Raw genomic sequence first — 20,365 nt, forward strand, 5'->3', positions numbered from 1 at the left:
AATTAAGTGAGAAAACTACGTATTACATTATTTTTACTTCTTGGCCTGAATAGCAAGCTATTTTCGCAGGAGGCGGTTGAAAACCGTTTGCGAAAGGAGGAGATCGAGCAGGTATTCCTTGCCCATAACCTGACCTTAATGGCGCAGCGTTTTCATATGCAGCAAGCCGAAGCTGCCGTACTTCAGGCAAAGTTGTGGCCCAATCCAACGATTTCCATCTCCGAAGTCAATCTTTGGAAAAACCCTTCCAGCGAATCCTTTCCGGCGCTGATCGGAAATTACGGTAAGTATCAGCAGGTGGCGATCGAGCTAGAACAGACTATCGAAATGGCTGGCAAACGAAAAAAGCGAGTGCAATTGCAGCTTCTCGAAAAAGAAAATGCCCGGCTTCAATTTGAGGAATTGCTGCGGAACCTAAAATATGATCTCCGGAGCCAATGTCTCGAATTACAGATTCTGCAGGAAAAGGAGAAGTTATACAATAGTCAGGTGGATATCTTTCAGACGTTGGCAAATTCATACCAAAATCAGTGGAAAGAAGGCAATGTAAGTGAGATGGACTACCTCAGGATTCAAAGCGAGTCTATCGCATTTGGTAACAAACTGAATGAAATCCAACAGGAAAAAATTACAAAAATGAATGAGGTTGCGCGCTATCTCGGAGACAAAGGGACCGCACTCACTATATCAGATACGATCGGCATTCCGCATTTTCTCCAGGGAAAAAAACAGGAGTGGAAAATGATGGCGCTCGACAATCGCAGCGACTATAAGATCATCCATAACGAATTGAAGAAAAGTGATGCTCAGCTGAAAATAGAAAAGGCCGAACGTATACCAGATTTGCAGGTCTCCATGAATTACGACCGTGGTGGAAATATCATGCGCGATTTTATAGGGCTGGGGGTTGCTATGGATCTTCCTCTATTTAACCGGAACCAGGGGAATATCAAAATCGCTAAGCTGGAACTTGAGAAAAATAAAGTGGAAATCGAGCAATTTCGTATCGACATCGAACGGGAGATCGACTTCCTTTCGGAGCGGCTTAGCAACCTTGAAACGAGTTTGAAGACAACGGATATCGGCTTTGATGGCAAATTGGACGTAGCGCTAGAACGCTATGTGCGCAATTTCCAACAACGGAGACTGACCATCGTTGAATTTATAGATTTTATCAATAATTATATGGAAAACAAAGAATCAATATTGGAACGCAGAGCGAAATATCTTCAGTATAAGGAGGAACTGATGTACTTGATCGGAAAGGATATTGTCTCATGAAAAGTAATTTTTTAACGCCATTGACACTGCTGTCTATTTGTTTATTGTGGAGCTGTCAGCCAGCGAAAAATGATGAGCAGCCTATTCCTGCTGCTAAAGGCTTTTGTCTTAGCGCCGACTTTAAAAACCAAATTAAAATTGATTCGATACAGAAGCGAACGGTATTTGAACAGATCGCTTTAAATGGGGTCATTCAATACGATCAGGATGAACTTGCAGCGCTAAAGAGCCCTATACCCGGTATCGTGCAGTCTGTTTCGGTCAAGATGGGCGATTATGTAGAAAAAGGACAGATTCTGGTATCGCTTAAAGGGACCTCGGTCAATGATTTAGGAAAGGAACTGCGGGAACTGGAAAATAGCAAGCGGCTGACGGAGAGTAAATTGCTTAGCCTGCGTAGCCTGCTTAAAGATGGTATGGCTTCCCAGCGGGAGCTGGAAGAGATGGAAAGTGAATTGAAAGCCGTGCAGATTGGAATCCGCCATGTAAAAGCGAACATGAGTTTGCTGAACGGCTCCTCGGAAAATGGTGTGTTTTACATCCGTGCACCCAAAGCTGGCTATATCGTAGATAAAAAGGTGAGTCCCGGTATGACTGTTGGCGATGACGCCGATCTGCTGTCGGTCAGTAAGCTGAATGAGGTATGGGTTTCGGTCAATATCTATGCAAATAATTTACCTTTTGTCAAAAACGGGGCTCCTGTCAAGATCACTACACTGGCTTATAAAGGTGAAACTTTTGACGGTTATATTGATCAGGTAGCCAACTTCTTTGATCCGGAAGAACGTGTGGTCAAAGCGCGCGTAAAGTTGTTGAATAAAGACCTGAGATTGAAGCCGGGCATGAGTGTGGATGTGCTGGTCGAAAAGGCAGTTTCGGGACAGGAAGAGCGTATGCTGGCAATTCCGAAAGATGCCATTATCCTCCATAACAATCAGAATTTCGTTGTACGCTACAAAAATGACTGCGACCTGTCGGTTAAAGCTGTTGATATTGTCGCTGAGAATGAAACATACGCTTTTGTCAAATCTGGTGTGGCCGAGGGAGATCAGGTGCTGACCGAAAATGAGCTGATCGTATTTGATGAACTGATAAATAGATAGGATGAAGAAAGTTGTACAAAATATTGTTTCATTCTCATTGAAACATTCCTTGGTCGTCCTGTTTTTTACGCTGGCATTATTGTTCGGCGGGATATATGCCTACCTCCATACGCCGATTGAGGCTTTCCCCGATGTGACCAACACACGGGTCAGGATTATCACGCAGTGGCCCGGGCGAAGTGCTGAAGAGATAGAAAAGTTCGTTACACTACCTGTTACCAAAGAAATGAATACCATTCCAAAGAAAACGGATGTTCGTTCCATCTCCTTGTTTGGGTTATCTGTTGTAACAATTCAATTTGAGGATGGGGTAGCGGACTTTTATGCCCAACAGTATGCGGGTAATAAGATGCGTTCCATTGAGTTACCGGAAGGAGCCGAAAGTTCCATCGAACCACCATCTGGTGCTACCGGAGAAATTTTTCGCTATGTGGTGAAAAGTAATCTTCCGATCAAGGAAGTCTCTGCCATTCAGGATTGGGTGATTGAACGGGAGCTTGTCGGTGTGCCCGGCGTGGCGGATGTCGTCAGCTTTGGGGGGGAGGAAAAGATCTATGAAATAAAGATCAATCCAACAGAGTTGGCCAATTATAACCTGTCGCCACTGGATGTTTATGAAGCCGTATCACGTTCGAATATAAATGTCGGCGGCGATGTGATCCAGAAAGGAAATCAGGCTTATGTTGTGCGTGGGGTAGGCTTATTGGATAAGATCGATGATATCGGTAATATTTTGATCAAGGTGGTCGGCAATACACCGATTTTAGTCAAGCATGTAGCAGAAATCGAACTGGGCGCAAAGCCACGGCTTGGACAGGTGGGACTCAACCAGGAAGATGATCTTGTCCAGGGAATTGTCATTATGCTCAGGGGAGAAAATCCATCTGCAGTTGTGACAAAGTTAAAAGAAAAAATAGCGGAGCTGAATCAACGTATTTTACCTGCAAATGTCAAGATTGAACCCGTTATTGATCGCACAAAACTGGTGAATAATACCGTGCATACGGTTTCCAAAAACCTGATAGAAGGGGTTCTTCTGGTTTCGATTATTGTCTTTATCTTTTTGAACAACTGGAAGACAACCTTTATCGTTGCATCGGTGATCCCATTGGCCTTCCTATTTGCGATTATTTGTTTGAAAATACAGGGGCTCCCTGCAAATTTGATTTCCATGGGGGCATTGGACTTTGGATTGTTGCTCGAAGGAACGCTGGTCATCGTGGAGACTGTTTTTGTCTCCTTGGAAAAAGAGGCTCATCGGCTCGGGACGGAACGCTTTAATAAAATCTCCAAACTAGGAATCATTAAGAAAAGTGCCGGCTCTGTAGCAGGCTATATCTTTTTTGCCCTATTGATCTTGATTGTCGCATTGACGCCGATTTTCTCTTTTCAAAAGGTGGAAGGAAAGATGTTCTCACCATTGGCTTTTACGCTCGGTTATGCCTTATTGGGTTCCTTGATCCTGAGTTTGACCTATGTGCCCGCGATGTGTAAATACTTATTGAAAAAGAACATCAAAGAAGATGAGAATAAGATCACCAAGGTCAGTCGCAATGCCATTTTTAAAGGTTTTAGGAAAGCTTTCGACCATCCAAAATGGACATTGTCGATTTTTATTGCTGCTTTGCTCGTCTGTATTTTTCGGTTTAGCCATTATGGCTCAGAGTTTCTTCCGAAACTGAATGAAGGTGCAATTTATGTCCGCGCAACCTTACCCAATAGTGTCAACCTAGAAGAATCTGTGAAGCTGACCAAAACCATGAAAGCAAAATTGATGAAGCAGTTTGACGAGATTGATTTTATCATGACGCAAACAGGCCGCCCCAATGATGGTACAGATCCAACCGGTTTTTTCAATATTGAATTCAATATTGAATTGAAACCCGAAGGCGAGTGGAAAAGAAAACTGTCAAAAGAGAAATTGATCGGTCAGATGCGGGATAGTCTACAGACTTTTCCGGGAATAAATTTTGGTTTTAGCCAGCCGATTCAGGATAATGTAGAGGAATATGTAGCCGGAGTAAAAAGTCCGCTGGTAATCAAAATTTTTGGTGAGAATTTGCAAGATTTAGAAAATAAAGCCAATAAGTTTGCCGAATCACTTAAAAAGGTGAATGGAATTACGGACATCAATGTTTTCAAAAATATTGGTTTGCCTGAGCTAAGGATTCAGCTGCATGATTCAAAAATGGCCAAATATGGTGTTTCGACCAAGGATGTGCAATCTGTTATTGAAATGACTATTGGCGGGCAATCTGTGACACATTTCTATGAAAACGAGCGCATCTTTGATGTACGTCTCCGCTTCCAAAAATCGTATCGTGACAATCCTGAGAAGATCGGAAATATCATCATTCCCACGATGAATGATCAGAAAGTACCACTGCGGGAGATCGCAACAATAGATTATCATACCGGTCCGGCATTTATTTACAGAGAGGGCAATTCCCGTTATATTGGTGTTGGCTTCAACATTGAAGGTCGGGATTTGGGAAGTACAATTGCCGATGCAAAAAAACAGATAGAAAAAGATATTAAACTGCCCAAATCTTATAAGGTCGTTTGGGCCGGAGAATTCGAAAGCAAGGAACGGGCTACAAAACAGCTGATGAATGTTGTGCCAATTTCTCTTATTTTGATTTTACTCTTGCTGTATGCCAATTTTGGCAACGTCAAAGATACGTTGATTTCTTCGCTGACACTGGCATTTGCATTTATAGGCGGTTTTGTATCGCTGTGGGTTACTGGGACGACATTTGGAATTTCGGCGGGTATCGGATTTATTATTCTCTTTGGCGTAGCCACGATTGACGGCATCGTTTTAATAGGGATAATGAAAGAAAATCTGTTGAATAAAATGAGTTTGAAACCCGCTATTTATGAAGCTGTAAAAAGCCGGATCAGACCCATCCTAATGATTGCGTTAATGGGGGCAATGGGGTTATTGCCGGCTGCACTTTCAAACGGAATGGGATCTGAAATCCAAAAACCCTTGGCTATTATGATTGTCGGCGGATTGATTATTTGTATGATTCTATCGTTTTCCGTACTGCCAATTGTTTTTTACTTCTCTTATAAAAAGGAGAACCGCGATTAGTTACCCATTTTTAATTATTATATACGATACAAAGGTTGCCTGTCAGACAGTGCAACCTTTGTTATTTCTAATCTGCAGCTATACATTCCATAATAGCTGTCAAAATTTTACGCCGATAAACATGTATATATATCTTTTACATGCTATTTTTTGTAAATCTTGTTATAAATGTTGAACTTACATTTAAGTTACTGAAGTCAAATTTCAACTTTAAAGGCACTAATCTGAAGTTTTGCTGAAATAAGTTATAAATCTGTATTTAAAATTAGAAAGCCATTCTTCCGCTTCTTCATGAGTTGTATTTACTAGAAAAGGTCAATATTAGGTCAGTGTTGATTAATTCATAAGAAGATTGACCTCGCTATTCCAAATAGATTTGTGATAAAGAAATATTAAAATAATACGCTATGGCACAATTTAAATGGGAAGGAATTTATCCTGCAATGTTATCACCATTTGATGAAAATGGAAATTTGGATTTTGATATGTTTGGTAAAAACATTGAAGCACAATTGGATGGAGGTGTTCACGGTTTGATTATCGCTGGATCATTGGGTGAAGCAAGTGTTTTGAGTACGGAAGAAAAGTATGATTTATTGACATATGCGTTGAAGGTTGTCGCTGGGCGCGTACCGGTGCTGTTGAATATTGCAGAAAATACAACTGCTGCTGCGATCAAAGTAGCTCAGACCAGTGAAGAATTGGGCGCAGATGGTTTGATGTTATTGCCACCGATGCGCTATAGAGCTGATGATAGAGAAGCCGTCGCTTATTTTCGTTCCGTTGCACAAAGCACCAAATTGCCAATCTTAATCTATAACAACCCTGTTGACTATAGTACTTATGTATCGCTTGATATGTTTGAGGAACTCTTATTGGAACCAAATATTCAGGCAGTGAAAGAGTCTACACGAGATTTAACAAATATCACGCGTTTGAAAAATCGTTTTGGTGATCGATTAAAGATTATGGCTGGCGTAGATACGTTGGGGCTTGAGTCTTTGATGTTAGGAGCTGATGGTTTAGTTGCTGGACTGGTCGACGCATTTCCAAGAGAAACTGTGGCCATGTACGATCTTGTAAAGGCTGGCGAGTACAGCAAAGCTGTAGAAATATACCGTTGGTTTATGCCTTTATTGGAATTGGATATTCATCCTAAGTTGGTCCAATATATTAAATTGGCAGCTACAGCCGAAGGAATTTCAACACCTTATACACGTGCTCCCAGATTGCCATTGATCGGCGAGGAAGAACAACGCGTTAAAAAAATTATTGCAGATTCAATCGCAACTAGACCACAATTATAGGAATGCTTCTGAACTTTCCGGACGAAGGTTCAGAAAATTTCCTTTTTAGGGCCGGGTAAAAATAGGCGAAAAGGACCTTCTTATTATATTTAATGCCGCAAGGAATGAAGATATCGGGAAGGTTTTTATTGATTTTTGAAGATAGATACTTACAATAAAAACAAAAGGAATGGATAGAAACGAAAATGAGATTGATTACGTCGTAAAACAGGCGGAGGCTGGGTTTCAGTTTCTCCAAAAAACTGATGTCATTGAACGAGCGGAATTGATGTATGCCATTGCCGCTGAAATTGAGGCATTGGGAGACGTCCTGATTGAAACGGCCCATCTGGAAACGGCCCTTCCTTTAGGAAGACTGCAAGGTGAAAAAGCGAGAACGGTCAATCAATGGCGTCGATATGCCGATGCTGTGCGAACTGGTTTATACAGTGAAGCACGCATTGATCGAGACCCAAATGGCCAATTTGATTTACGGAAGTATAATAAAGGGCTTGGTCCTGTTGTGGTTTTTGGCGCAAGTAATTTCCCTTTAGCTTTTTCAACAGCAGGTGGGGATACCGCCAGTGCCATTGGTGCGGGCTGTTCAGTTATCGTAAAAGCGCATCCCGCTCATCTTAAAACCTCGCAATTAATGGCTGACGCTATTGATCGGGCGATTTCAAAACAAGGAGCTCCAACTGGCGTTTTTAATCATGTGCTGTCGGATTCATTTGCTGCTGGACAACAATTGGTCTGCCACAGATTCGTAAAAGCAGTCGCATTTACAGGTTCTTTCCGTGGCGGGAAAGCTTTATTTGACCTGGGGCAGTCAAGACCTGATCCTATTCCGGTATTTGCCGAAATGGGGAGCGTAAATCCGGTTTTTCTTTTACCGGACTACTTAGCTAGCAATCTGGAACCTTTTGCTAAGCAGTATATTGCCTCATTGCTTTTAGGTGTTGGTCAATTTTGTACCAATCCAGGTGTTCTGGTAAGTGTCGGCGGCAAACAGCTGGATCTTCTTAAAGCGGCGTTGAAGAAAGAACTTCAAGCTGCCGCTACCGGCAAAATGCTGCACGCAGGAATATTGGATAGCTACAACCGTTTAAAAGGGGAAATGGTTCAATACGATGGTGTCAGTATATTGGAAGAAGGGCAGGATAATACAGCGCAAGATTTTGCGCAGGCCCTGCTTGCTGAAGCGGAAGCAAGCCAAGTTTTGGCTAATCCCAAGTTATTGGAAGAGGTTTTTGGACCTTTTGGGCTAATTATATCTTGTGCGGACCTCAATGAAATGAAAAATGTAATGGAGCAGCTCGAAGGACAGATAACCATCACTTTTGCGGCATCGGCGCAGGATATCCGCGAATGCCGGGCACTCTTTTCAATTGCACAGGACAAATGCGGAAGACTTTTGTTTCAGGGTATGCCAACTGGGGTTGAAGTACAGTATGCTATGCAGCATGGCGGACCTTATCCGGCAACCACAGATGCGCGTTTCACTTCTGTAGGGCCCGATGCGGTAAAGCGTTTTATTCGCCCCATTAGTTTTCAAAATTGGCCAAATGAATTTTTGCCTAAAGAACTGCAGGACGGAAACCCACTACAAATTGACCGTTTGGTCAACCAGCAATGGACTAAAGCATGATAGAAACAAATGACCAGATAAACAAGTGATCAGAAATGAAGAAGACTTTTTTTTGTATTGATTCGCATACCTGTGGTTGTCCCGTGCGATTGGTGGCAGGAGGAACCCCATTATTACAGGGGAATTCCATGATGGAGCGCAGGTTGCATTTTATACGTGAGTACGATTGGATCCGTATGGGATTGATGTTTGAACCAAGAGGGCATGACATGATGAGCGGCAGTATGCTTTATCCACCCTTTGATCCGCAAAATGATATTGGTGTCCTTTACATTGAAACCAGCGGCTGCCTGCCGATGTGTGGACATGGAACGATCGGTACGGTGACGATTGCCATTGAGGAGGGGCTCGTTCAACCTAAAGTTCCCGGAAAATTGAGGTTGGAAACTCCGGCTGGACTTGTACATATCGACTATGTCCAAGAGGGACCTAAGGTGAAAAGCGTAAAGCTTACCAACGTCAAGTCCTTTTTATATGCTGAAGCCTTAACGGTCGATTGCCCGGATCTAGGCAACATCAGCGTCGACGTTGCCTACGGTGGAAACTTTTACGGCATTATTGACCCGCAGACTAATTTTCAAGATATCAGTTCCTATTCCGCCAGCCAGCTCATTCATTATGGAAAAATAATCCGGCAGCTGCTGAACGAAAAATATTCTTTTGTTCATCCCGAAGATGCTAATATACATGGATTGACTCACATCCAATGGACAGGGGATCCTAAACTCCCCAACTCGTCGGGACGCAATGCGGTACTGGTTGGCGACAATGCATTGGATCGTTCACCATGCGGTACAGGAACTTCGGCCCGTATGGCGCAATGGTATGCTAAAGGGAAACTCAAGAAAGGGATGGAGTTTGTACATGAAAGTTACATCGGTTCACAATTTACCGGTAAAATTGAAGCTGAAACAACCGTCGATGGCAAACCGGCCATTGTCCCATCCATCGAAGGCTGGGCACGGATAACAGGCTATAATACCATTTTCTTAGATGATGAGGATCCTTATTTTGGCGGTTTTCAGGTGATTTAATAGTTCAGGTGATTTAAAAAATTAATAAGACAAGAGCAACGTGAAAGAAAATAATAGAGGTACGGTTGTCGTCGTTGGTGCAGGAATTGCAGGACTTGCTTCCGCCTATTACCTTGTAAGAGACGGATGGGATGTGAAAATCCTCGAAAAAAATAGCTTGAACAATAACTGTTCTTATGGCAATGCCGGCATGATTGTCCCCAGTCATTTTACGCCCTTGGCTGCCCCTGGTATTGTAGCGCAGGGGATAAAGTGGATGTTCAATAGTAAAAGCCCTTTTTATGTACGGCCTTCGCTAAATCCACGAATGATCAATTGGGGATTGAAGTTTTTAAAACATGCTAATCGCTCACATGTAGAACAGCATGCGACTGCAATACGTGATTTGAATCTCTACAGCAGCAGATTATATGATGAATTGGCGCAGGAGGAAGGGTTTGATTTTGAACTGAAGCAGAACGGGATCCTGATGATGTATAAATCCAAGGAAATGAAGCATGAAGAAATTGAATTGGCTCATCGTGCTCAGGATCTTGGACTTGATGTCGATATTCTAGAGGGAAATGCCGTTCAAGAACTGGAGCCTAATCTGAAGCTGGATGTTTTAGGTGCTATACTTTATCGCTGTGATGGAAAATTATACCCACCAAAGTTAATGCGGCAATTGATTCAATATTTGAAAGCCGCAGGGGTCGCTTTTTTCGAAGAAACAGAGGTCAGTAAATTTATAACAGCCGGAAATAAGGTGAAAGAGGCGATCAGCAACAAAGGAAGTTTTCAGGCGGATGCTTTTGTCTTGACTGGTGGCGCTTATTTACCGCAGCTGACATCAAAGTTGCACGTAAATACACCGATTATGCCAGGAAAAGGGTATTCTTTTATGTATCAGCCCGAGAAAGAGAATACATTGAATCATGCGGCATTATTACTGGAGGCTCGTGTTGCTGTAACACCCATGAATGGCCAGATCCGATTCAGCGGTACGATGGAATTGGGACCAGCAAATGACAAAATTTATGAAAACCGTGTCCGCGGAATTGTAGAATCCATTCCTAAATATTATCCGGAATTGAAGGTCGATTACCCAAACGAAAAAATATGGTATGGTTACAGACCCTGCTCGCCTGACGGATTGCCCTATCTGGGAAGATTGAAAAAAATTGATAATGTCCTAGTTGCCGGTGGGGGTGGTATGATGGGCTTGAGTTTGGGCCCTGCCTATGGGAAAGTTGTTGCAGATTTATTGGCAGGACAGAAAATAGAGTCTGAAATCACTGGTTTTAGACCTGATCGTTTCGACTGATAAAATTATGATATAAACCAACACCCGAATTATGAATCGTTCTTTTTCTTTTATAGCCCCCAAAACATTGTTTTATGGACTGCTCTTTCTATTCCCGATCTCCATGCATGCACAAAAGATGAAATTATACGACCATACAACTCCTATAGAGCCTTATATTGTACAATATGGGCATGATGTTGAGGCGATCAACTATTTTTATGGCCCTATGCCCAAAGGCTGGGGCAATCAGCGGGCTGCCGCTTCGCCCGAACAGTTAGCACGTCTTCAGCGTTTGGATAACGAATATTTGAACAAGCTGGACAAGTTCCCTTATGAAGAACTCGAAACATCGGGGCAGGTAGATTTTATCTTACTGAAGCGCAAACTAAAAAGTGATCTCCTTTCATTGAAAGAAGATGAGTCGAATTACAACCGGTTATCTGTGTATTTACCTTTCGCACAGCGAATTTTTGCACTTGAAAAGGAACGCCGTAGGGGGAAACGTTTGGCAGGAGAAGATGTCGCGAAAGAGCTGACACTGGTTGCCGGTGAAATCGATCGGTCAATAGCTGCGCTGCAGGAAAAGACCAATATTCCTTATTCAGATGTCAACTTTCTGGTTGCCTTATTAAATTCACTGGACTTAAGGATCACCAGCACCTTCGATTTCTATAATGGATACGACCCTGAATTTACATGGTGGGTACCGGCTATATTTCAGCAGGTGAAAGGCAAGCTCTCGGATTATAAGGAGAAATTGGCTGCAAAAAGTGATTGGAAAGTGTTTGATGACGGTAGTCAGATTGCTGGTTGGCCTATTGGGGAAAAAGAGATAAACCGAAGGCTCAAAGCAGAAATGATCAGTTATACAGCTGCCGATCTTTTAAAATTGGCCGATCAAGAGTTTAAATGGTGTGAGGCCGAGTTACTGAAAGCGAGCCGTGAAATGGGGTTCGGCGATGACTGGCGGGCTGCACAGGAAAAGGTTAAAAACTCCTACGTACCCATTGGACAACAGCCGGAGCTCATCATGAGATTGTATAACGATGCGCAGCAATTTATTGAACAAAATAAACTCATGAATATTCCTGAGCTGGCAGACGAGACTTGGGGTATGATCATGATGACACCTGAACGGCAGCGGGTCAATCCCTTTTTTACAGGCGGACGGGAAATTAGCATATCCTATCCGACAAACACGATGGATCAGCAGGCGAAATTGATGAGTATGCGTGGCAATAATCCTTATTTCTCCCGTGGCACAGTCCAGCATGAATTGATTCCTGGTCATCATCTGCAATATTTTATGAATAGGCGTTACAAGCCTTACCGCGAAGAGGCATTTAATACGCCATTTTGGACGGAAGGATGGACATTGTACTGGGAATTGTTGCTGTATAGCAAGGGATTTGCTAAAACTCCGGAGGAGCGAATCGGGATGTTATTTTGGCGCATGCACCGCTGTGCAAGAATAACCTTTAGTATTAAATTTCATTTAGGGGAGTGGACGCCGCAGCAATGCATCGATTATTTGGTAAACCGCGTGGGATTTGAGTCGGCAAATGCGCATGGTGAAGTAAAGAGATCGTTTGAAGGTTCCTATGATCCTTTATATCAGCTGGCCTATCTCGTAGGCGGCTTGCAATTGATGCGTATCAAAGAGGAGGTCGTAGATCAAGGGAAAATGTCATTTGCTGCATTCCATGACCGTGTGATCAAAGAAAATTATCTACCGATGGAAATGTTGAGAGCGATTATCAAGGGCGAGAAGTTAAAGCCCGATTATGAGACAAACTGGAAGTTTTATCATTTTAATAACTAGGTGTTTATGAGTGAGTCGAAACAAACTTTTCAAAAGTCTCTCGGGTTACTGGATGCTACTATGCTGGTGGTTGGAAGTATGATCGGTTCTGGGATTTTTATTGTATCTGCGGATATTGCACGCAACACGGGGTCTGCAGGCTGGATGATGGTGGTATGGCTGATCTGTGGTTTTATGACATTGACTGCAGCGTTGAGCTATGGTGAATTGAGTGCGATGTTTCCAAAGGCAGGAGGACAATACATCTACCTTCGGGAGGCTTATGGGCCAGTATTGAGTTTTGTATTTGGCTGGACATTTTTTGCCGTTATACAAACTGCGACTATAGCGGCTGTGGGGGTAGCTTTTGCAAAATTTACAGCCTATCTCTTCCCTTCTATGGATGAAGATGTTTACCTGCTAGAATGGTCAGATTATCGGGTATCGGCAGCGCAGCTGCTGGCAATTGCCGTCATTATTGTATTAACCTATATTAATTCAAGAGGTGTAAATAGCGGAAAGTGCGTACAGACATCCATCACATTGATCAAGATCGGGAGCCTGTTGCTCTTGTTGCTCTTTGGATTCCTGGCTTTGAAACATGAAGTTTGGGCTTGGAACTGGGACAATATATCACTTTGGTCAATGCGTCGTTTAAATACGGATGGAACCTACACATCTTATGATGGATTTTCAGCAATGGGCGCTTTTTCTGCGGCTATGGTCGGTGCGCTCTTCAGCAGCGATTCCTGGCACTCATCTTCCGCAGTAGCCGGCGAAATTAAAAATCCACAGCGTAATATCGGGTTGAGTCTAGCATTAGGGACTTTACTTGTTACCGTAATCTATCTTCTGACTAATTTGATGTACACCGGCATATTGCCTTTGGAAGCTATGGTCAATGCACCAAAGGATCGTGTAGCCATGAGTGTCGCACAAGAGGTTTTTGGTCCTTTTGGGATTACTATTATAGCGATTATGATCATGATCAGCACCTTTGGCTGTAATAATGGGATTATCCTGGCAGGAGCGAGGGTGTATTATTCTATGGCCAAAGATGGTTTGTTTTTTAAAAGGGCAGGTAAGCTCAATGCGCATGCGGTACCTGCCTGGGCACTCTGGATACAATGTGTCGCTGCGTCAATATGGTGTTTAAGCGGAAAATATGGTGATTTATTGGACATGATTACCTGTGTGGTAGTCATATTTTATGTACTCGCGATTGCGGGTATTATTCGTCTCCGTATCACACGTCCAGATTTGAACAGACCCTATAAAGCATTTGGCTATCCTTTTCTTCCCATTCTTTATATTCTGATGGGACTTGCCTTTATTGGGTTGATGGTCATTTTCAAACCCAATTATACCTGGCCGGGCATTATCATTGCACTATTGGGTATCCCGATCTATTATTTAATCAATCCTAAGCGAAGAAAGTATGAAGTTTCTTAGTACAGCGGTTTTGTTGTTGTCTGCACAGTTTCTGTTTGGTCAAGGAACTTTGGCAGATTATACACGTGCACAAAACTTAAAAAAACAATTGACCAACAAAATTGAAAATCTGCCCGGCCAGTTTTATTGGAATGATAAGGGGGATCTCTTTTGGTATGATCGAAATACGTTGCAGGGAAAAGAGTATATTTTGGTCAATCCCCAGGCAAAAACAAAAGAACAGCTGTTTGATCTGACGAACGTATTTTCGTTAGTGGATGAAAAGCTGGGGCGGAAAATCGAAAATCGTGTTATTTCCAATGATCAGATAAAATTGCTGGACCAGGATCAAGTATCGCTCGATATTGCGGGCTACCTGTGGATCTGGAACCGTCGTTCCTCGCAATTGAGCCAGGGCGCTGCAAGTGGAAATAAAGAACGAAATATGCGATATTGGGGGCAGCGTGAGCAGGGAAATGCCTATAGGGAAGTCGAATCTCCAGATAAAAAACATGTGGCATTTATCCGCAATAATAATGTATTCCTGGCAATAAAGGGAAATACAAACGATTCGCGACAAATTACCTTTGATGGCAACACGGCAAATTATTACAGCAATGACATTCAATGGGCACCAGATAGTCGTAAGCTGGCTACAGTAAAAACTCAAAAAATAGAGATCAGGCAACTGACGCTTATTGAATCTTCTCCTAAAGATCAGCTGCAGCCTAAAATTCAGACACGCGATTACGTGAAGCCCGGAGATGAGCTTGCGCAAAAACTACCCATTTTATATGATCTTGAAAAAGACCGACTATCGGTGTTTGATGCTACACTCATACCAAATCAATTTTACCTTTCGGATCTTTCCTGGCGCGATGACAGCAGAGCATTTACCTTCGAGTATAACAAACGGGGGCATCAAGTCTATGGCGTCATGCAGATGGATGCAAATAGCGGTACCTCGAGTTTTCTGATTCAGGAGCAGAATAAGACCTTTATTGATTATAGCGGCAAGAAATACCGTGAGGATCTGGCCGATGGAAAGGAGATTGTATGGGCCTCTGAGCGTGATGGATGGAACCACCTGTATCTCTATGATGGAATTACTGGTAAAGTAAAGAACCAGATAACGAAAGGAAACTGGGTTGTTCGGAAAGTTGTGCATGTTGATGCTGAAAAACGAACGGTTATTTTCGAAGGCAGCGGAATGAATGCTGCAGAAGATCCCTATTTGGTCCACTATTACGCTATCGGTTTAGACGGAAAGGGCTTAAAACTGCTGACTGAAGAAAATGCAAATCATCAAGCTTTTTTCAATAAAGACTATTCGCAGTTTGTGGATACGTATTCCCGGGTCGATCAGCCGCCAATTTCAGTATTGCGCGACAAAAATGGCCGTCTTATCATGGAGCTGGAGAAAACAAACAGTAGTCTGCTCGAAACTGCAGGGTGGCGTGCACCGGAAGTTTTTAAAGCTAAGGGACGTGATGGCGCAACGGATATCTGGGGGATTATTATTCGGCCGACGAATTTTGATCCTGCTAAAAGCTATCCTGTCATCGAATACATTTATGCGGGACCGCATAGTTCTTTCGTACCAAAATCATTTTACAGCAACCCGAGCGGGATGTACGAACTCGCTGAATTGGGCTTTATTGTGGTGCAGATCGACGGGATGGGGACCTCAAATCGTTCGAAGGCTTTCCATGATGTCTGTTGGAAAAATATGAAAGATGCGGGCTTTCCGGATCGAATTGCCTGGATGCAGGCCGCGTCAAAACAATATAAATACATGGATATCGGCAGGGTAGGGATCTATGGCACATCTGCCGGGGGGCAAAGTTCAACCGGAGCGCTGTTATTCCATCCCGAGTTTTACAAAGTTGGCGTTTCCTCCTGTGGTTGTCACGATAACCGAATGGATAAAATATGGTGGAACGAGCAATGGATGGGCTGGCCTGTAGGTCCTGAATATGCGGCTAGCTCTAATATTGAAAATGCCGCTAAGCTGGAAGGAAATCTTTTGCTGATTGTTGGAGAACTTGATGATAATGTGGATCCTTCATCGACTTTCCAATTGGTTGATGCCTTGATCAAAGCGCGTAAGAATCATGATTTTATTATGGTTCCTGGAATGGGGCATTCTTCCGGGGGAGATTATGGTGAACGAAAAAGAAGGGACTATTTTGTAAAACATCTTCTTGGCGTAGATCCACCTGCCTGGAATCAGTATTGATCTTTCATCAGGACAATAATCCGCTAATGTAGGTCTATTTCCTGTTTTTTCTGAACGAGTCTGATCTTATTGGTCAGAAAGAACCTTCAATTTGCTTTTATTGCTATAGATGTCTGCGAAGTCATGAAGGTTTTATTCGAATTTGGAAGAGGTATGGAGCGATAAGAGTGGCTCAGAAATATAGCGCCCCGGAAAGTAAATTGCTTTCGGGGCGCTGTGTTTATTTCATGTTGGTAACGTTGAAGTTGTTTTTATTCGACCAATACGCCGACATAATAGTTAAACGTATCAATATCGATATTCTCTTTCGTTAAACCGGCTACTTTAATCGGTCTGAAATGTTGGTCCAACTGGATAAGTTCTCTTTTTTGACCTTTTACGCCAATATGTATGGGCATATGGAAGCCTTTGACTTCGCTGATCCAGCGGCCCAATATTCTGCCTGAAGGATCTTGTTTGATTTCCAGTGTAGGAATGGCAGTATGCTTTACATACTGTTCAAATACTTTTAACAGATCTAGACCGGACTGCTGGCTTACGTAGTTGACAATATCAGTATAATCGACTTGTTGATGATAAAACTTGCTGTTTAATCCCCGGAGAATATTCCGCCACTTTTCATCATTGTCGATCATCGTACGGATCATGTTGAGCATAACACCGCCTTTGGGATACATATCCCCGGATCCCTCTTTATTTACATGGTAAGGGCCCTGGATGGGGCTATCATTTTGGATTCCGCTCCGGATACCATGGGCGTAAGCCTGGCTGGCTTCCTTACCATAGAAGTAGTCGATAAATAAGCCTTCGGAATAATTAGTGAAGCTTTCGTGGATCCACATATCGGCTAGATCAGCTGAAGTAATATTGTTGCCAAACCATTCATGACCAGATTCGTGGACCACAATAAAATCCCATTTATGTCCCCAGCCGGTTCCCGACGCATCCCCGCCGCGATAGCCATTCTGGTAATGGTTACCATAGGCGATGGCACTCTGGTGTTCCATGCCGGTATGGTAGGTTTCAACAAGTTTATAACCATCTTCATAGAATGGATATGGACCAAACCAATGTTCAAAGGCTTCTAGGGTCTGGTTGGCGTTTTTTTGAAGATGAGCTTTTTTTTCTGCCGTATCGTTTTCGCGCAAAATATAGTAGTCTATATCCAATGGCCCTTTTTCACCTTTGTATTTTTCCTTAAAATGAACGTAGTCGCCGATGTTGATGGCGACATTGTAGTTGTTGATCGGATTGGCAACTTTCCAGTGGTATTTGGTGTAACCATCCTTCATCTTTTCTACCTTGACCAAACGTCCATTGGAAACATTCATCACCTCTTTCGGGACAGCGATGGAAATCAGCATACTATCCACTTCATCGGATTGATGGTCTTTGTTTGGCCACCAGACACTCGCACCCATACCCTGGCAGGCCGTGGCCACCCATGGCTTTCCATTGCTATCTTTTTTCCAGTCAAAGCCGCCGTCCCAGGGAGCCTTGACCGCTTCAGTAGGATGGCCTTCGTAATATACCGTGAACTCTTCCTGTATTCCTTTCTTGATAGTCGCAGGAAATTCGACAAAGACAGCATTGTGCTCTCTGGTAAAGGAAAGTTCTTTCCCCTTATATACGACTTTGTCTACTTTGAGATTTGCAAAAAGATCAAATTGAAGGCGATTAAAATCAGTTGTGGCCTTGAAACGGAAAAGGTTTGAACCCGAAATAAACTTATTGTCTATATCCACCTTAACATCCAAATGATAGTATTGGATATCGTAGCAGGTTCGCAGCGGTGACAGGTATCCGCGCAGTGAATCCGCTCTTGTGAATTCATTTTTTTCTTTCATCAGCTGGGCCGCTGATTGCTGTATGCCTGCGGTCAGTAGACCGCAGGTTCCCAATGCATATAATAATATTCTTTTCATCTGTAAACGATAACTATTCGGTCTATCTTCCACCTGGAGGGCAATGTAATTTTAGATAGTTTGTAAATAATGTTTTTAAATGTTCATGTGTTCCTTGTCCCTCGCTGATCGAATGGCTGCGGTTGGGATAAGACATCAACTGGAACTGCACGTTATTTTTGATCAGTTCATTGATCAGGACTTCTGCATTTTGATAATGCACATTGTCGTCTCCGGTTCCATGGATATAGAGTAAATTACCTTTGATGTTTTTTGCATATTTCAGCGGAGAGCCGTTTTCAAAGTCTGCAAGATTTTCTTGGGGGAGGCCCATGTAGCGTTCTTGGTATACGTTGTCGTAAAGGAGCTGATTTGCTACAGCTGCAATGGCGATACCCGTTTTATAGATTTGAGGATATTGTCCCAGTAGGTTAAGCGTGCTTGATCCGCCACCGCTCCAGCCCCAGACGGCCACACGTGAATTGTCGACAAAAGGCCATTTCAGGATTTCTTGTGTTGCTAAAGCCTGGTCGCGAATATTGAGCTGTCCGATATTGCGGTAGATGCTTTTTCGCCACAAGCTGCCTTTAGGAGCAGGAGTTCCGCGATTATCCAAAGAAATATAAATGTAGCCATCCTGTGCCATATTTCCTTTATATAAACTGTTATAACCTGCACCGAAATTGTCTAATACAGTTTGTGATGCTGGTTCGCCGTAGACCATAAAGACGACAGGATACTTTTTATTGGGATCGAAATCAAGTGGTTTTACCATCCAGCCGTCTAACTCAATACCGTCCGTTGTTTTAACTTTAAAAAACTCGGCAATACCATCGCTGACTTTCTTTTCACGTTTAAAATCAAAGTCTACGAGTATTTTGTGCGTCGGTAACTCAATAACGGCATTGTGTTTTAATGTTGCCCGGTTGCTAAAGCTGAAGATGGCAATTTTACCGTCTTTTGAAATATCATAATCGCAGGTGCCTTCGTATGAGGCCGGGGTCAGTCTTTTTGGAACTCCGCCTTTCGTCGATACACTATACAGATACTTCTGCGTTGCATTGCTTGGAGAGGCGGTAAAATAAATCGTTTCATTTTTCGGATCGAAAAAGTCAAGATTGATCATATCATAGTCCGCTTTCATAACCAGCTTCTCGTTGCCCGATAAATCAATCTGATAGATTTTGCGCCAGCCGTCCTTTTCCGAGACCCAGATGAAGGCCTTGCCACCTTGAACCCAGTCCCATCCCGAAGGATCGTTGTTGTTCCATCGTGCTTTGATATCAATCCACGAGTCGCTTTGCTCCTGATGTATGTTTTGCGCTTTATTATCGGAGAGAGCGACGGTATAGATTTTGCTCTCATTTTGTTTTCTGTTGAGCTGCTCTAGGATAACCTGCTTGCTATCAAGACACCATTCCATGCGGGGAATATAGTGCTGGTTAGGATCTCCCGGGATATTCAGCATGGTATTTTTTCCAGTGGCGATTTCATAGGTCCATATCGAACAGGCACTCGGCGATTGTCCAACTTTAGGATACTCCACGGGAATGGTATAGGAGTAGAGGCTATCCGTATTGTTGATCATCAGAAAATTACGGATGTTGCGGGCATCAAGCTTCCAATAAGCAATGGAAGCACCATCTGGCGACCAGCGGAAACCATCTTTACAGCCAAATTCTTCCTCATATACCCAGTCAAAAGTACCATTGATTAAACGGTCTGTTCCATCTTTGGTAACGGAAACGATGCTGCCATTGGCGAGATCTTCCACGTAAACATTATGGTCGGCTTTATTAACGTAGGCGACTTTATCTGCTTGCGGGTTAAACTTCGCAAACATCAGTTGTGAGGCCGGGAATTTTTGGCCTAGTTGCTGCAACTGATTGGTCTTCTTGTTGTAAACCCAATAATCGCCTCTTGTATTCTCGCGCCATACTCTTTTGCTATTGGTATAGATCAAAATAAGCTCCTTGTTTTTGGAAATGGAAAAATTTTCGACTTTCAAGGCTGCTGTTGCGCCTTTCGGAATAAGCGATTGCTGTGAAAGGAAGATGGAGCGCACCCCATTTTTGGGGTTGACCATTTCTATTCCCTTGTCAGAAAATTCATAATATTGATCACCGTGATCAGTCCAGAGTCGCTGCGCAAAAAGGGAAGCTGGAACCTGAAAAATCAGTATTAGAATAATAAAGATCGACTGTTTAATGCTGTTCATTTGTTTATCTTTTTGAGTTGACCCCAAAAGAATTTAAG

The 20,365-nt window shown here is 42.9% G+C and carries 12 protein-coding genes; 10 read left to right on the forward strand and 2 right to left on the reverse strand.

Annotated elements, in window-relative coordinates; all coding sequences use genetic code 11:
• The first annotated feature begins 6 nt into the window (after window positions 1-6).
• The 10 genes from ACHWSC_RS21990 (at window position 7) to ACHWSC_RS22035 (ending at window position 16,205) form a co-directional block, all read left to right on the forward strand.
• Window positions 7-1,281, forward strand: a complete 1,275-nt coding sequence (locus ACHWSC_RS21990; RefSeq protein ID WP_394678181.1) for a TolC family protein — start codon at window positions 7-9, stop codon at window positions 1,279-1,281.
• Window positions 1,278-2,384: an efflux RND transporter periplasmic adaptor subunit gene (locus tag ACHWSC_RS21995; protein WP_394678182.1), complete on the forward strand. Its 1,107-nt coding sequence runs from the start codon at window positions 1,278-1,280 to the stop codon at window positions 2,382-2,384. Before ACHWSC_RS21990 ends, ACHWSC_RS21995 begins: the two co-directional genes overlap by 4 nt.
• A 1-nt stretch (window position 2,385) precedes the next feature.
• Window positions 2,386-5,481: an efflux RND transporter permease subunit gene (locus ACHWSC_RS22000; RefSeq protein WP_394678183.1), complete on the forward strand. Its 3,096-nt coding sequence runs from the start codon at window positions 2,386-2,388 to the stop codon at window positions 5,479-5,481.
• Window positions 5,482-5,888: 407 nt separating this feature from the next.
• The gene (locus ACHWSC_RS22005; RefSeq protein WP_120334805.1) at window positions 5,889-6,788 is read left to right on the forward strand and encodes a dihydrodipicolinate synthase family protein; all 900 of its coding nucleotides are present in this window, start codon (window positions 5,889-5,891) and stop codon (window positions 6,786-6,788) included.
• A 169-nt stretch (window positions 6,789-6,957) separates the two neighbouring features.
• On the forward strand, window positions 6,958-8,415 hold the full coding sequence (locus ACHWSC_RS22010; protein ID WP_394678184.1) for an aldehyde dehydrogenase (NADP(+)): 1,458 nt from the start codon (window positions 6,958-6,960) through the stop codon (window positions 8,413-8,415).
• A 35-nt stretch (window positions 8,416-8,450) separates the two neighbouring features.
• Window positions 8,451-9,449, forward strand: a complete 999-nt coding sequence (locus ACHWSC_RS22015; RefSeq protein WP_394678185.1) for a 4-hydroxyproline epimerase — start codon at window positions 8,451-8,453, stop codon at window positions 9,447-9,449.
• 40 nt (window positions 9,450-9,489) lie between these two features.
• Window positions 9,490-10,752, forward strand: a complete 1,263-nt coding sequence (locus ACHWSC_RS22020; protein ID WP_394678186.1) for an NAD(P)/FAD-dependent oxidoreductase — start codon at window positions 9,490-9,492, stop codon at window positions 10,750-10,752.
• A gap of 31 nt (window positions 10,753-10,783) precedes the next feature.
• Window positions 10,784-12,556 carry a DUF885 family protein gene (locus ACHWSC_RS22025; RefSeq protein ID WP_394678187.1) on the forward strand — a complete coding sequence of 591 codons (1,773 nt, stop codon included), beginning with the start codon at window positions 10,784-10,786 and terminating at the stop codon, window positions 12,554-12,556.
• Window positions 12,557-12,562: 6 nt separating this feature from the next.
• Window positions 12,563-13,987, forward strand: coding sequence for an APC family permease (locus tag ACHWSC_RS22030; RefSeq protein ID WP_394678188.1), 1,425 nt, complete (start codon window positions 12,563-12,565; stop codon window positions 13,985-13,987).
• Complete coding sequence (locus ACHWSC_RS22035) at window positions 13,974-16,205, forward strand: DPP IV N-terminal domain-containing protein (protein WP_394678189.1); 2,232 nt, start codon at window positions 13,974-13,976, stop codon at window positions 16,203-16,205. The genes ACHWSC_RS22030 and ACHWSC_RS22035 overlap by 14 nt, the downstream gene beginning before the upstream one ends.
• A 251-nt stretch (window positions 16,206-16,456) precedes the next feature.
• On the opposite strand, the gene ACHWSC_RS22040 is transcribed toward ACHWSC_RS22035, so the two are convergent.
• Window positions 16,457-18,130, reverse strand: a complete 1,674-nt coding sequence (locus ACHWSC_RS22040) for a M1 family metallopeptidase (protein ID WP_394678190.1) — start codon at window positions 18,128-18,130, stop codon at window positions 16,457-16,459.
• Window positions 18,131-18,152: 22 nt separating this feature from the next.
• Complete coding sequence (locus ACHWSC_RS22045; RefSeq protein ID WP_394678191.1) at window positions 18,153-20,327, reverse strand: DPP IV N-terminal domain-containing protein; 2,175 nt, start codon at window positions 20,325-20,327, stop codon at window positions 18,153-18,155.
• Window positions 20,328-20,365: the final 38 nt, after the last annotated feature.

Source organism: uncultured Sphingobacterium sp. (genome assembly GCF_964277905.1).
GTDB classification, from domain to species: Bacteria; Bacteroidota; Bacteroidia; order Sphingobacteriales; family Sphingobacteriaceae; genus Sphingobacterium; species Sphingobacterium siyangense.

Coding starts and splice junctions, on each gene's coding strand:
- ACHWSC_RS21995 (WP_394678182.1), top strand. CDS start 1,278: ATGAAAAGTAATTTTTTAACGCCATTGACACTGCTGTCTATTTGTTTA.
- ACHWSC_RS22000 (WP_394678183.1), top strand. CDS start 2,386: ATGAAGAAAGTTGTACAAAATATTGTTTCATTCTCATTGAAACATTCC.
- ACHWSC_RS22005 (WP_120334805.1), top strand. CDS start 5,889: ATGGCACAATTTAAATGGGAAGGAATTTATCCTGCAATGTTATCACCA.
- ACHWSC_RS22010 (WP_394678184.1), top strand. CDS start 6,958: ATGGATAGAAACGAAAATGAGATTGATTACGTCGTAAAACAGGCGGAG.
- ACHWSC_RS22015 (WP_394678185.1), top strand. CDS start 8,451: ATGAAGAAGACTTTTTTTTGTATTGATTCGCATACCTGTGGTTGTCCC.
- ACHWSC_RS22025 (WP_394678187.1), top strand. CDS start 10,784: ATGAATCGTTCTTTTTCTTTTATAGCCCCCAAAACATTGTTTTATGGA.
- ACHWSC_RS22030 (WP_394678188.1), top strand. CDS start 12,563: ATGAGTGAGTCGAAACAAACTTTTCAAAAGTCTCTCGGGTTACTGGAT.
- ACHWSC_RS22035 (WP_394678189.1), top strand. CDS start 13,974: ATGAAGTTTCTTAGTACAGCGGTTTTGTTGTTGTCTGCACAGTTTCTG.
- ACHWSC_RS22040 (WP_394678190.1), bottom strand. CDS start 18,130: ATGAAAAGAATATTATTATATGCATTGGGAACCTGCGGTCTACTGACC.
- ACHWSC_RS22045 (WP_394678191.1), bottom strand. CDS start 20,327: ATGAACAGCATTAAACAGTCGATCTTTATTATTCTAATACTGATTTTT.